Genomic DNA, 12595 nt, shown 5'->3' with positions numbered 1-12595 from the left:
GAGCACGTCATGACCGAGCCGATCACAGCCATCGCACAGAACACGGGCGCCGTGCAGAACACGGCGCCCGAGGTCGCGCCCCGCGCCGCGGCCGCCCGCACCCGCCGCCGGTCCGCCGCCCGCCGCCGTACGGCCCCGGACGTGCGAGGCTGAGAAGCGCGACAGCACCGCGCGCGAGCACCTCATCCCCGTCCCCACCCCACGCGAGGAACACCCGCCCATGAGCCCCGCCGAAGGCGACCGTGACCCCCAGCGCATCCTCATCGTCGACGACGAGCCCGCGGTGCGCGAAGCACTCCAGCGCAGCCTCGCCTTCGAGGGGTACGGCACCGAGGTCGCCGTCGACGGCATGGACGCGCTGGACAAGGCGACCGTCTACCGGCCGGACCTGATCGTCCTGGACATCCAGATGCCCCGCATGGACGGCCTGACGGCCGCGCGCCGCATCCGCGGGGCGGGCGACACGACCCCGATCCTGATGCTGACGGCCCGCGACACGGTGGGCGACCGGGTGACGGGCCTCGACGCCGGCGCCGACGACTACCTGGTCAAGCCCTTCGAGCTGGACGAGCTGTTCGCCCGTATCCGGGCCCTCCTGCGCCGCAGCTCCTACGTGGCGGACACGGACCCGGCCCCCCGGGACGAGGCACTGGCCTTCGCCGACCTGCGCATGGACCTCGCCACCCGCGAGGTCACCCGCGGCGGCCGGCCGGTGGAACTGACCCGCACGGAGTTCACCCTGCTGGAGATGTTCCTGGCCCACCCCCGCCAGGTCCTCACCCGTGAGCAGATCCTCAAGGCGGTCTGGGGCTTCGACTTCGAGCCGTCGTCGAACTCCCTGGACGTCTACGTCATGTACCTGCGCCGCAAGACGGAGGCGGGCGGCGAGGCCCGCCTGGTCCACACCGTCCGGGGCGTCGGGTACGTCCTGCGCCAGGGCGGCTCGGAGTGAACCGACTGCGCTCGCTCCCGCTGCGCTCCCGGCTGGCCCTGCTGGTCGCGGCGGCAGTGGCCTTCGCGGTGGCGGCGGTCTCGGTGACGTGCTGGTTCCTGGTGAAGGGCCAGCTGTACAACCAGGTGGACGACAACCTGCGCCATGGAAACGTCCGGGTCTCGATCCCCGACATCCGGCAGACCCTGGCCTCCTGCGCCCAGACCACGGACGACGCCGTGCCCGTCGGCCCCCGCAACCAGGCGTACCTGGAGCTGGTGAAGGCCGACGGCACCTCCTGCGTCTTCGAGAACTCGGCCGGGTCGGTCCGCGCCACCGACGGCGACACGGACGTCGCGCAGAACCCGCAGAGCGACGTGCGCTTCCGGACCGGCGAGGACGCCGACGGCAAGCCCGTACGGGCACTGACCCTGCCGCTGGGCGGCGGGGTCGCCCTGCTGATCGCGCTGCCGCTGAAGGACATCCAGGACACCCTGGACGAGCTGGCCCTGCTTCTCCTTCTGCTCTCCGGCATCGGGGTCCTCGGCGCCGGAGCCGCCGGCCTGGCGGTGGCGCGGGCGGGGCTGCGGCCGGTGGACAAGCTCACGGAGACCGTGGAGCACGTGGCCCGTACGGAGGACCTCACGGTGCGGATCCCCGTGGAGGAGGACGCCGAGGACGAGATCGCCCGGCTCTCCCGTTCGTTCAACTCGATGACGACGGCGCTGGCCGGCTCCCGGGACCTCCAGCAGCAGCTCATCGCGGACGCCGGCCACGAACTGCGCACCCCCCTCACCTCCCTGCGCACCAACATCGAGCTGCTCACCCGCAGCGAGGAGACCGGACGCCCCCTGCCGGAGGCGGACCGCAGGGCGCTGCTGGCCTCGGTGAAGGCGCAGATGACGGAGCTGGCCGCGCTGATCGGCGACCTCCAGGAACTGTCGCGGTCGGAGGGCCAGCGGGGCGAGCGCGTCCAGGTGGTCTCGCTGGAGGACACGGTGGAGGCGGCCCTGCGCCGGGCCCGGCTGCGCGGCCCGGAGCTGACCGTCACCGCGGAGCTGAGCCCCTGGTACGTCCGCGCCGAACCGGCCGCGCTGGAGCGGGCCGTGGTCAACGTCCTCGACAACGCGGTGAAGTTCAGCCCGCCGAACGGCACGATCGAGGTGAGTCTGACGCAGGGCACCCTGCGGGTCCGCGACCACGGCCCCGGCATCCCCGCCGACGAACTCCCGCACGTCTTCGACCGCTTCTGGCGCTCCCCCTCGGCCCGTTCCCTCCCCGGCTCCGGCCTGGGCCTGTCGATCGTCGCCCGTACGGTCCACCGCTCCGGCGGCGAGGTGGGCCTGGCCCCGGCGGAGGGCGGCGGCACGGTCGCGACGCTCACCCTGCCGGGAGCGGCCACACCTCCGCCCGAGGTCCCCTAGGCACAGGTCAGCCAGGCACAGGTCAGCCGGTCCGCAGAAGCCTGCGCACCTCGGGCGGCAGCGTCCTCTCCGCCTCCTCCGCCACCAGGACCACGTCCGGGGCGGAGGGGTCCAGGACGAAGGCCAGCGCCGGGTCGACGCCCTCGATCGCGTAGACGGGCACCCGCTCGTCGGGGGTGCCGGGATCGTCGGGGTAGCCCCCCGTGTCGTCGCAGCCCGGCTTCACGGCGGTGCCGAGCCGCTCCCCGACCTCTACGTCCGCCGGTTCATGGTCCAGATACCGGCGCCCCTCGTACAGCACGACGTACGCGCAGGACGCGGCACCCTCCCCGCCGCCGTCCGTCACCGTGCAGCCGGCGAGCAGCGCCGTGACCGCAAGTACCCCCGCACCCACCACAGTTCGTTTCACGTCACCAGGACGCGGGACCCCGCCCTTTCGTTCGGCGTCCCGCCCGCGGACGGACGAGAAGGGGCCCGGCGGACCTCACAGGTCTGCCGGGCCCCTTCCGGGTCAGGCCGGGGTCACTTCACGACGGTGATGCGGTTCGCCGCGGGCGGGGCCAGCGGGGAGGCGGCCGAGGTGTTGGCCGTCAGGTACTTCTCCAGGGCGACGAGGTCGTCGGCGCCGACCAGGTCGCCGGTGCCCTGGCCGAGGGTGGTGAAGCCGTCGCCGCCGCCCGCGAGGAAGGAGTTCGTCGCGACGCGGTAGGTGGCGGCCGGGTCGACCGGGGCGCCGTTGAGCTTGACGGAGTCCGTGACCACGCGGTCCGCGCCGGCCTTGGTCAGGTCCAGGGTGTAGGTGAGGCCGGCCGAGATCTGGAGGTACTTCGGGGCGGCCGCGTTGACGCCGCTGACCTGCTCCTTCAGGACCTGGATCAGCTGCGCGCCGGTGAAGGACTGGAGGTTGACCGTGTTGGCGAACGGCTGGACCGCGAACGCCTCGGCGTAGGTGACGACGCCGTCGCCCTCGGCGCCCTTGGCGGCGAAGGTGAGGGGCGCGCGGATGCCGCCGGGGTTCATCAGGGCCAGGTCGGTCTCCGGGTCGAGCTCCTTGCCGTAGGCGAGCTGGGCGTCGGCGATGAGGTCGCCGAGCGGCGACTCGGTGCCGGTGTTGCCGATGTCGCCGGAGATGTAGCCGATGGCGCGGTTGCCGATGGGCGCGGCCAGCTCGTTCCACCTGCCGATCAGGGCCGTCATGTCGGCGGCCTTCGGCACGTCACGGGTGACCACGCGGTTCGCCGACTTCACCGACGTACGAGCGATGTCACCCGTCCAGCGGTCGTACGTCAGCGTGGTGTCGGTGTAGAGGCGGCCGAAGGAGGCGGCCGAGGTGACCATGCGGGCCTTGCCCGACGGGTCGGGGACCGAGCAGACGTACGCGGCGTGCGTGTGACCGGTGACCAGCGCGTCGACCTTCGGCGTGATGTTCTTCGCGATGTCGACGATCGGGCCGGAGATGCCGGCGCCCGCGCCCGGGGAGTCGCAGTTGTAGTTGTACGACCCGGACGCCGGGGCGCCGCCCTCGTGGATCAGCGCGACGATCGACTTCACGCCCTGCTTCTGCAGGATCGCGGCGTACTTGTTGATCGTCTCGACCTCGTCCTTGAACTTGAGGCCCTTGACGCCCTCGGCGGAGACGACGCCGGGGGTGTCCTCCAGCGTCACACCGATGAAGCCGATCTTGACGCCGTTCTTCCGCCACACCGTGTACGGCTGGAGGATCGGGCGGCCGGTCCGCTCGTTCAGGACGTTCGCGGCGAGGTAGGGGAAGTCGGCGCCCTTGAACTTCTTGTCCGCGTAGCAGCCCGCGGTGGGGTGGCAGCCGCCGTACTGCAGACGGCCCAGCTCGCGCGCGCCCTCGTCGAACTCGTGGTTGCCGACGGAGGTGACGTCGAGGTCCAGCCCGTTCAGCGCCTCGATGGTGGGCTCGTCGTGGAACAGGCCCGACAGCAGCGGGGAGGCGCCGACCATGTCGCCGCCGGCGGCGGTGATGGAGTACTTCTTGCCCTCGCGCGCCTTGCGCAGATGCGTGGCCAGGTACTCGACACCGCCCGCGTCGATGGTCTTCGTGGTGCCGTCCGCCTGCAGCTCGGTGACCCGGCCGGAGGAACCGGCCGGCGGCTCCAGGTTGCCGTGCAGGTCGTTGAACGACAGCAGCTGCACGTCCTGGTAGCGGCCCGGGTGCTTTCCGGTGCGGTCGGCCTCGTGGGCGCTCGCGGTGCCGGGCAGCGCGGCGGCGAGCGCGCCGACCGTGGTGAGTGCTGCGGCGGCCGCGAGAAGCCGGTGCGTACGGCGTCCGCGGTGATGCGGCTGAGGTGTGGCAGGCATGCGCCCCCCTGTGGTGCATGTGATGGCTCGGTCCGGGCGCAGCCTAGAGTCAACGCGCGTAGCGCGACAGGGGTTTCACGGTTACATCTGGGTTTCCCTTTGCCGCTCCTTCGCGGGTGCGGCCCTTTACCCTCGTAGGCATGACCAGCGACGACTTCGCACGGCCCGGCCAATCCCGCTCCGTCGAGACCTTCACCGCGCTCGACGCGGAGCAGATCGGCGCCGTACTCGCCCTGCTCGCCGACGCGGCCCGTAACGACGGCCAGCAGGCGGTGTCCGAACAGGGCCGGCTCCAGCTGCGCGGCGGCGAGCGCGCGGGCGTGTCCCATCTGCTGCTCACCGTCGGCGGCGAACTCGTGGGCTACGCCCAGCTGGAGGACACCGACCCGGTGGAGGCGCCGGCCGCCGAGCTGGTCGTCCACCCCTCGCACCGGGGGCACGGGCACGGCCGGGTGCTCGGCTCGGCGCTGCTCGCCTCGTCCGGCAAACGGCTGCGGGTGTGGGCGCACGGGGGCCACCCGGCCGCCCGTCATCTGGCCCAGGTGCTCGGCCTGACCCTGTTCCGCGAACTGCGTCAGATGCGTCGGCCGTTGACGGGGCTGGAGCTGCCCGAGCCGGTGCCGGCGGAGGGGGTGACGGTCCGTACGTTCGTGCCCGGTGAGGACGACGCGGCCTGGCTCGCGGTGAACGCGGCCGCCTTCGCGCACCACCCCGAACAGGGCTCTCTCACCCAGCGTGACCTCGACGACCGCAAGGCCGAGCCCTGGTTCGACCCGGCCGGTTTCTTCCTCGCCCTGCGCGGTGAGGAGCTGGTCGGCTTCCACTGGACGAAGGTGCACGCCGCGGAGCAGCTCGGCGAGGTGTACGTGGTCGGTGTCTCGCCGGACGCGCAGGGCGAGGGCCTGGGCAAGGCGCTCACCACGATCGGGCTGAACCATCTGGCGGCCCAGGGCCTGCCGACGGCCATGCTCTACGTCGACGCCGACAACAAGGCCGCCGTCGCGGTGTACGAGGCGCTGGGCTTCACGACCCACGAGGCGGACCTGATGTACCGCACGGAGACCTGATCCCGGGAGACCGCGCCCAGGGCCTCCACCCCGGCGAAGGCCCCCTCGCCCCTGGCGGTCCCGGCGGAAGGGACCGCGGGAGAGAGGGGCCCGTCGGGCGGCCCCGCGGGGACGTACAGAAGCCGCACCGGGCAAAGCCCGCCCCACCGAAGCCGGCCCTGCGGGCAGGAGCCCCCGGACACCGCGTCCCCGCCCCACCCGCGGAACAGAAGCGGCCCCGGCACCACCCGCCGACGGCCCCGGCGGGCGAACCCACGGAGGGACCGCACCGGGCAAAGCCCGCCCCACCGCAAGCCGACCCTGCGGACAGGAACCCCCGGACACCGCGTCCCCGCCCCACCCGCGGAACAGAAGCGGCCCCGAGGCCGACCACCCGCCGCAAGCCGGCCCTGCGGGCAGGAGCCCCGGACACCGCGCCTCCGGCTCCACCCGCGGGACAGAAGCGGGCTCCGACGCCGTCCGCCGGCGGACGGGGCCTGCCCGGCCGCGCCTCGGGACCCGCTCCCGGAACCGGCACCACCCGCCGGGACCCGCGGACGGGACCTGGCACCGGCCACCGGAGGGGCGGGACCCCCGCCACGGCCCCGCCGCTCATCGGCTCCGCACCGGGGAGCCCGTACAGGCCACCGGCAGGGGCCCGCGCCCCGGCGGGGCACCGCCCACCCGGCAGCAGGGCCGCACCGGGCGCCGCGAGCCGCACGGCCGGCAGGGGCCCGCGCACCGGCACCGCAGGCCGTCGGAGCCCGCAGGGGTCGCGAGCCCCGCGGCGGGGCCCCCGGTGCGGGCGGCGCCCGCACCGCCCCTCCGCCCCCGCCGCGGCGGGGAACACCGGTCCTTCCGGTACACGGCCGCCGCCGCCCGCCGCCCGCCGTTCCCGGCCACCGCCGCGTCCCCGCCTTCCCGGGCCTCGGGCCCGGCCTCCGCCTCCGCCCCGCCTCCGCCCGGTGCGGGCCCCGTCGCGATGCCGGAGGGGGAGGAAGGTCTGGTTCCGGGCCCGTGATCGCCCTCGATCCGCTCCCCGCTATCCCGCACGCCATGTCTCCGTAACCATCGGTTCAGACATCCTTGCGACGCTCGGCCAATGAACCCCGCCGTGCCAGAGCCTTCGCCGCCCCCCGAGCGGGCCGCCGCCACGCTCCCGCCCGCGACGTCCGACGCGCCGGTCAGCCTGTTGGCGCGGAAGAATGGGTCCATGAGCCAGCAGAACACCGCAGCCGAGGTCCAGCACCCGCAGCCCTCCGTGGGCTCCATAGCCGCGCACCGCCCTCACACGGTGGCCGCCGCGGTCTCCGATCTGGAACCCGACCTCGACGCCGACCTCGACGCGTACGAGGACACCCAGGAGGACGGGGTCCAGCTGCCACAGGGCCGGTTCCTGGACCGGGAGCGCAGTTGGCTCGCGTTCAACGAGCGGGTTCTGGAACTCGCCGAGGACCCGAACACCCCTCTCCTGGAGCGGGCCAACTTCCTCGCGATCTTCGCCAGCAACCTGGACGAGTTCTTCATGGTCCGGGTCGCCGGCCTGAAGCGCCGTATCGCCACCGGCGTCGCCACCCGCTCCGCCTCCGGCCTGCAGCCCACCCAGGTCCTGGAGATGATCTGGGCCCGCTCCCGCGAACTGATGGCCCGGCACGCCGCCTGTTTCCACGAGGACGTCGCCCCGGGCCTCGCGGAGGAGGGCATCCACCTGGTCCGCTGGAGCGAGCTGACGGAGAAGGAGCAGGCCCGCCTGTTCACCCTCTTCCGGCACCAGATCTTCCCCGTGCTGACCCCGCTGGCGGTCGACCCGGCACACCCCTTCCCCTATATCTCCGGCCTGTCGCTGAACCTGGCCGTCGTCGTGCGCAACCCGGTCAGCGGCCACCGGCACTTCGCCCGGGTGAAGGTGCCGCCGCTGCTGTCCCGCTTCCTGGAGTCCAGCCCCGGCCGCTACGTCCCCATCGAGGACGTCATCGCCGCGCACCTGGAGGAGCTGTTCCCGGGCATGGAGGTGCTGGAGCACCACGCCTTCCGCATCACGCGCAACGAGGACCTGGAGGTCGAGGAGGACGACGCCGAGAACCTCCTCCAGGCCCTGGAGAAAGAACTCATGCGGCGCCGCTTCGGCCCGCCGGTGCGCCTGGAGGTCGAGGAGTCCATCGACCGCGAGGTGCTCGACCTGCTGGTGCGCGAGCTGAAGATCACCGAGGCGGAGGTCTACCCGCTGCCCGGCCCGCTCGACCTGACCGGCCTGTTCCGCATCCACGGCCTGGACCGGCCGGAGCTGAAGTACCCCAAGTTCATCGCCGGCACCCACCGCGACCTCGCCGAGGTGGAGTCCGCCTCCCCGCCGGACATCTTCGCCGCGCTGCGCAGCCGGGACGTCCTGCTGCACCACCCCTACGACTCGTTCTCCACGTCGGTGCAGGCATTCCTGGAGCAGGCCGCCGAGGACCCGGACGTCCTCGCGATCAAGCAGACCCTGTACCGCACCTCCGGCGACTCCCCGATAGTCAACGCGCTGATCGACGCCGCCGAGGCCGGCAAGCAGGTCCTCGTGCTGGTCGAGATCAAGGCGCGCTTCGACGAGCACGCCAACATCAAGTGGGCGCGCAAGCTGGAGGAGGCCGGCTGCCACGTGGTCTACGGCCTGGTCGGCCTGAAGACCCACTGCAAGCTGTCGCTGGTGGTCCGCCAGGAGGGCGACACCCTGCGCCGCTACAGCCACGTCGGCACCGGCAACTACCACCCCAAGACGGCCCGCCTCTACGAGGACCTCGGTCTGCTGACGGCGGACCCGCAGGTCGGCGCCGACCTGTCGGACCTGTTCAACCGGCTCTCCGGCTACTCGCGCCGCGAGACCTACCGCCGGCTGCTGGTCGCCCCGAAGTCCCTGCGGGACGGCCTGGTGTCGCGGATCAACAAGGAGGTCCAGCACCACCGTGCCGGACGCCCCGCGTTCATCCGCATCAAGGCCAACTCGATGGTCGACGAGGTCATCATCGACGCCCTGTACCGCGCGTCCCAGGCGGGCGTGCCGGTCGACATCTGGGTGCGCGGCATCTGTGCCGTGCGCCCGGGGGTGGCGGGCCTGTCGGAGAACATCCGGGTCCGCTCGGTCCTCGGCCGCTTCCTGGAGCACTCGCGGATCTTCGTCTACGGCAACGGCGGCGAGCCCGAGGTGTGGATGGGCAGCGCCGACATGATGCACCGCAACCTCGACCGCCGTATCGAAGCCCTGGTCAGGGTCGTCGACCCGGCCCACCGCGCCGCGCTCAACCGGCTGCTGGAGACCGGCATGTCCGACACCACGGCCTCCTGGCACCTGGGGCCGGACGGCGAGTGGACCCGGCACGCGGTGGACTCGGAGGGCCAGCCCCTGAGGAACGTCCAGGAGATGCTCATAGACGCCCGGAGGCGCCGGCGTGGCAAAGCAACACCTTGAACCGACGGACCCCCTGGCCCAGCCGGTGACCGGAGAGGCCCTCGCGGGTCATCTCCGGTGCCAGGCCACGGAGTTCCTGCGCGCGCTGCGCCGGCACCGGGAGACCGGTACCGGTGGGAGCGCCCCCGCGCGGGCGCGTCCGGGCGCGGGGGACGGCGGCACGCCGGAGTCCGCCGGAGCGGCGCGTGCCCTGCGCCGCTCGGCCCGCCGCATCAGCGGCAGCCTGCACACCTACCGTCCCCTGCTGGACACGGACTGGTCGGAGGGCATGCGTCCCGAACTCGCCTGGCTGTCGGGCACCCTCGCGCTGGAGCACGCCTTCGCCGCCCGCCTGGAGCGGCTGCTGGCCGCGCTGCACCGGCTGTCGGGTTCGGCGGCGCTGCCCGCCCAGCCGTCCGGAACCCCGGGCGGCGCCCCACCGGTGCCCGAACGCGGCAACCTCACCGTGGGGGCGGCGAAGGCGGGCGCCCTGCTCGACCGCCAGCTGACGCTGGCCCGCACCCGGGCCCACTCCACCGCCCTGCAGGCGCTCGGCAGCAGCCGCTTCCACGCGGTCGCCGACAAGGTCGCCGTGCTCGCCAGCGAGGTGCCGCTGGTGCCGGGCGCCGCCGGCACCGACCTGCGCCCGCTCGCGGTGGCCGCCCAGGAGCGGCTCGCGGACGCCGTCGTCGCGCTGCCGCTGGTCACCGCGGGCAGCCCGTACAACGCGGAGGCCCTCGTCCACGGCCTGTCCCCGGACCTGTCCCCGCACCCCCAGGACGGCCCCTGGCACCAGGTGCGGCTGCTGCTGCGGCTGCACCGGTACGCCCGTGAGGTGCTGTACGGCCAGAACGCGCCGGTGGACGTACGGCTGCTCACCGCGGGTCAGGCCCTGAACCGGCACCGGGACGCCGCCGAGGCGGCGGCCGCCGCCGCTCAGGCCGCCCGCACCCCGCGGATCGCCCCGGCGACGGCGTACGCCCTCGGCGTGCTCCACGCCGACCAGCGGCACGAGGTGGAGGCGGCGCGCTTCGCCTTCCAGCAGTCCTGGCAGAAGCAGACGGTGGCCGCGCCCTGACCCGCTCCTCCCCCGGTCCCTGTGGAACGAAGGCGGTGAACCAGCCGTGTCCCCAGCCTCCCCGGCCCCTCCGTCCTCCCCCGCGGACGGCGCTCCCGTCCGCGCGGCCGGCTGTGTCCTGTGGCGCCGCTCCCCGGTCGACGGGGAGCTGGAGATCTGCCTGGTGCACCGGCCCAAGTACGACGACTGGTCCCACCCCAAGGGCAAGCTGAAACGCGGCGAGGACGCGCTGGCGGGCGCGCTGCGCGAGGTCGTGGAGGAGACCGGCTACACGGCCCGCCCGGACGCCGAGCTGGCCACCCTGCGCTACCTGGCGGCCGGCCGCCCGAAGGAGGTCCGTTACTGGGCCGCCGAGGCCACGGGAGGCGGCTTCGTCCCCAACACCGAGGTGGACCGCCTCCTGTGGCTGTCCCCGGTCACGGCCCGCCACCGTCTGACCCAGCCGCGCGACCGGGAGCTGGTGACGGAGATGCTGCTGTCGTACGGCCGGTCTCACTGACCGGCCGCGTGCCCCTCCGCGTCCGTACGGGCGAGGCTGCGGGCGCGGCGGGCCGGGCCACGCCAGCCGCAGGTGCACCGGGCCACGCAGAACGGCCCCTGTTCAACGGTGGTGGTGCTGTGCTCGGCACGGTCCTGAGCGGGCGCGAAGCCCTCCTGCTGCGTCACACCGACAACGTTACCCAGCCAGGGGTGAGGGCAGCCTTCCGAGTCCTCGTCTCACTCCCGCGCCCGCGTGACGGCCGCGCCCTGCCCGTCGTTAACCGTCACGACGGGAGGCCCTTGACGGACGTACGGCTGGGGGTAGGCGGGCGATGGCGGAGCGGCAGCACGGCAGGGCGGGCGGGACGGTCGTGACGGCGGGGCTCATGGCCTGTGTCTGTCTCGGCGCCTCCGGGTGCGGCGGCCGCGGCGCCGCCGTCGAGGACCCGGTGCGCACCTTGCACGACGCCGCCGACGCCCTGGTGGACGCGAAGAGCTCCAAGGCGCGTACGTCGATGGAGATGGCGACGGGCGGCACCCGGGTCACCATCCGCGGCGAGGGCGTCTACGACTACACCCGGCAGCTGGGCCGGCTGAAGGTGCTGCTGCCGCGGGATCCGACGGGCCGCTCCGAGCACCGGCCGATCACCGAACTGCTCGCGCCGGGCGCCCTGTTCATGAAGAACCGGGGTGCCGGGGTGCCGGCCGACAAATGGGTCCGGGTGGAGACCGCCGGCCTCTCGGACGGGAACCTGGTCACCGGCGGGGCCACCGACCCGTTCGCGGCGGCCGAGGTGCTGCGCGGCACCCGGTCGGCCGAGTTCGTCGGCACGACCGACCTCGCGGGCACGCAGGTGCGGCACTACCGGGGCACGGCCGATCTGACGGTGGCGGCGCGCAGCGCGTCCAAGGGCGGCCGGGCCTCCCTCTCGGCCGCGGCGAAAGGGTTCGCCACGGCGGTGGTGCCGTTCGACGTGTTCCTCGACTCCGAGGGCCGCATCCGCAAGATCCGGCACCGGTTCAGCTTCGTCAACAGCACACGGGAGGGCACCGTGGCCGTGGCCTCGACGACCCTGCTGTACGACTTCGGGGCCCTGGCCGACGTACGCCTGCCGGCCGAGCGGGACATCTACGCGGGCCGTATCGCCGAGGAGTGAGCGCCGGCCGGACCCGTGGGAGAACTAGCCCGTCCGTGCCATGCGCGGGCCGTGGGCCGCTCCCTACTCTAGGAAGCCGGTGACGGCGGAGAAGAGGTGATGCGCGTGGCTCCGGTCGGCGGTACGGCGGTGCAGGACCACGTGGCCCTCGCCGAGATCGAACTGTGCGGAGAGCTGATCATCGCGGCCTCGGCGGCCGATGTGGACCGGCTCAGCCTGGACTGCATCGACGAGGTGCTGCGGGTGGCGGAGGAGCGGGAGGCGGCGGACGGCTGAGACCGGCCGCCCGCCGCCGGGCCGGGTCCTCAGGTGCGCAGCATCCGCCCGATCGCCTTGGTGGCCTCCTCGACCTTGGCGTCGATCTCGTCGCCGCCCTTGAGGGCCGCGTCGGCGACGCAGTGCCGCAGATGCTCGTCGAGCAGCTGGAGGGCGAAGGACTGGAGCGCCTTGGTGGACGCGGACACCTGCGTGAGTATGTCGATGCAGTAGACGTCCTCGTCCACCATCCGCTGCAGACCGCGGATCTGCCCCTCGATCCGCCGCAGGCGCTTGAGGTGCTCGTCCTTCTGCTTGTGGTACCCGTGCACTGCGTGGTCGTGGTCGGTCACCACGGCCTCGGCGGGCGCTCCGGCACCGGCCTCGGTGGTCGTCATCACGGCCTCCCAATCAAGACGAGCTCGGTCATATACCCCCGGTGGGTATATGGTACCGAATTTCGCGGGTATGA

Annotated in this window: 13 protein-coding genes; 9 read left to right on the top strand and 4 right to left on the bottom strand. The window is 73.3% G+C overall.

Annotation, left to right across the window (positions count from 1 at the left end; genetic code table 11):
• Positions 1-9 precede the first annotated feature (9 nt).
• The 3 genes from ACIQGV_RS25205 to ACIQGV_RS25195 all read left to right on the top strand — a co-directional run bounded on the left by ACIQGV_RS25205 (position 10) and on the right by ACIQGV_RS25195 (position 2355).
• A complete protein-coding gene (locus ACIQGV_RS25205; protein ID WP_402497717.1) occupies positions 10-153 on the top strand; it encodes a hypothetical protein in 144 nt (47 codons plus the stop codon).
• A gap of 67 nt (positions 154-220) precedes the next feature.
• On the top strand, positions 221-952 hold the full coding sequence (locus ACIQGV_RS25200; RefSeq protein ID WP_402497715.1) for a response regulator transcription factor: 732 nt from the start codon (positions 221-223) through the stop codon (positions 950-952).
• A complete protein-coding gene (locus ACIQGV_RS25195) occupies positions 949-2355 on the top strand; it encodes a sensor histidine kinase (RefSeq protein ID WP_402497712.1) in 1407 nt (468 codons plus the stop codon). The genes ACIQGV_RS25200 and ACIQGV_RS25195 overlap by 4 nt, the downstream gene beginning before the upstream one ends.
• A gap of 22 nt (positions 2356-2377) precedes the next feature.
• On the opposite strand, the gene ACIQGV_RS25190 is transcribed toward ACIQGV_RS25195, so the two are convergent.
• The gene (locus ACIQGV_RS25190) at positions 2378-2764 is read right to left on the bottom strand and encodes a DUF6281 family protein (protein ID WP_402497709.1); all 387 of its coding nucleotides are present in this window, start codon (positions 2762-2764) and stop codon (positions 2378-2380) included.
• A gap of 113 nt (positions 2765-2877) precedes the next feature.
• A complete protein-coding gene (locus ACIQGV_RS25185; protein WP_402497707.1) occupies positions 2878-4683 on the bottom strand; it encodes a bifunctional metallophosphatase/5'-nucleotidase in 1806 nt (601 codons plus the stop codon).
• 140 nt (positions 4684-4823) lie between these two features.
• On the opposite strand from ACIQGV_RS25185, the gene mshD reads away from it, so the two are divergent.
• From mshD to ACIQGV_RS25165, 4 genes are all read left to right on the top strand, one after another.
• Positions 4824-5750: a mycothiol synthase gene (gene mshD / locus ACIQGV_RS25180; protein WP_402497705.1), complete on the top strand. Its 927-nt coding sequence runs from the start codon at positions 4824-4826 to the stop codon at positions 5748-5750.
• A 1081-nt stretch (positions 5751-6831) separates the two neighbouring features.
• Positions 6832-9174: an RNA degradosome polyphosphate kinase gene (locus ACIQGV_RS25175; protein WP_402497703.1), complete on the top strand. Its 2343-nt coding sequence runs from the start codon at positions 6832-6834 to the stop codon at positions 9172-9174.
• Positions 9155-10231 carry a CHAD domain-containing protein gene (locus ACIQGV_RS25170; protein WP_402497700.1) on the top strand — a complete coding sequence of 359 codons (1077 nt, stop codon included), beginning with the start codon at positions 9155-9157 and terminating at the stop codon, positions 10229-10231. The genes ACIQGV_RS25175 and ACIQGV_RS25170 overlap by 20 nt, the downstream gene beginning before the upstream one ends.
• A 46-nt stretch (positions 10232-10277) precedes the next feature.
• On the top strand, positions 10278-10730 hold the full coding sequence (locus ACIQGV_RS25165) for an NUDIX hydrolase (protein ID WP_402497698.1): 453 nt from the start codon (positions 10278-10280) through the stop codon (positions 10728-10730).
• Here ACIQGV_RS25165 and ACIQGV_RS25160 read toward each other — a convergent pair.
• Positions 10724-10897, bottom strand: a complete 174-nt coding sequence (locus ACIQGV_RS25160) for a hypothetical protein (RefSeq protein WP_402497697.1) — start codon at positions 10895-10897, stop codon at positions 10724-10726. The genes ACIQGV_RS25165 and ACIQGV_RS25160 overlap by 7 nt on opposite strands.
• A 146-nt stretch (positions 10898-11043) precedes the next feature.
• On the opposite strand from ACIQGV_RS25160, the gene ACIQGV_RS25155 reads away from it, so the two are divergent.
• Together ACIQGV_RS25155 and ACIQGV_RS25150 are read left to right on the top strand one after the other, a co-directional pair.
• On the top strand, positions 11044-11868 hold the full coding sequence (locus ACIQGV_RS25155) for a hypothetical protein (RefSeq protein ID WP_402497694.1): 825 nt from the start codon (positions 11044-11046) through the stop codon (positions 11866-11868).
• A 99-nt stretch (positions 11869-11967) separates the two neighbouring features.
• Complete coding sequence (locus ACIQGV_RS25150; RefSeq protein WP_402497691.1) at positions 11968-12144, top strand: hypothetical protein; 177 nt, start codon at positions 11968-11970, stop codon at positions 12142-12144.
• A 29-nt stretch (positions 12145-12173) separates the two neighbouring features.
• On the opposite strand, the gene ACIQGV_RS25145 is transcribed toward ACIQGV_RS25150, so the two are convergent.
• Entirely contained in the window at positions 12174-12521 is a 348-nt protein-coding gene (locus ACIQGV_RS25145; RefSeq protein WP_402497688.1) for a metal-sensitive transcriptional regulator, read from the bottom strand.
• Positions 12522-12595: the final 74 nt, after the last annotated feature.

Source organism: Streptomyces sp. NPDC093094 (assembly GCF_044754345.1).
GTDB lineage: Bacteria > Actinomycetota > Actinomycetes > Streptomycetales > Streptomycetaceae > Streptomyces.
Note: the sequence above shows the minus strand (reverse complement) of the source record. Positions and strands in the feature narration are given on the sequence as shown.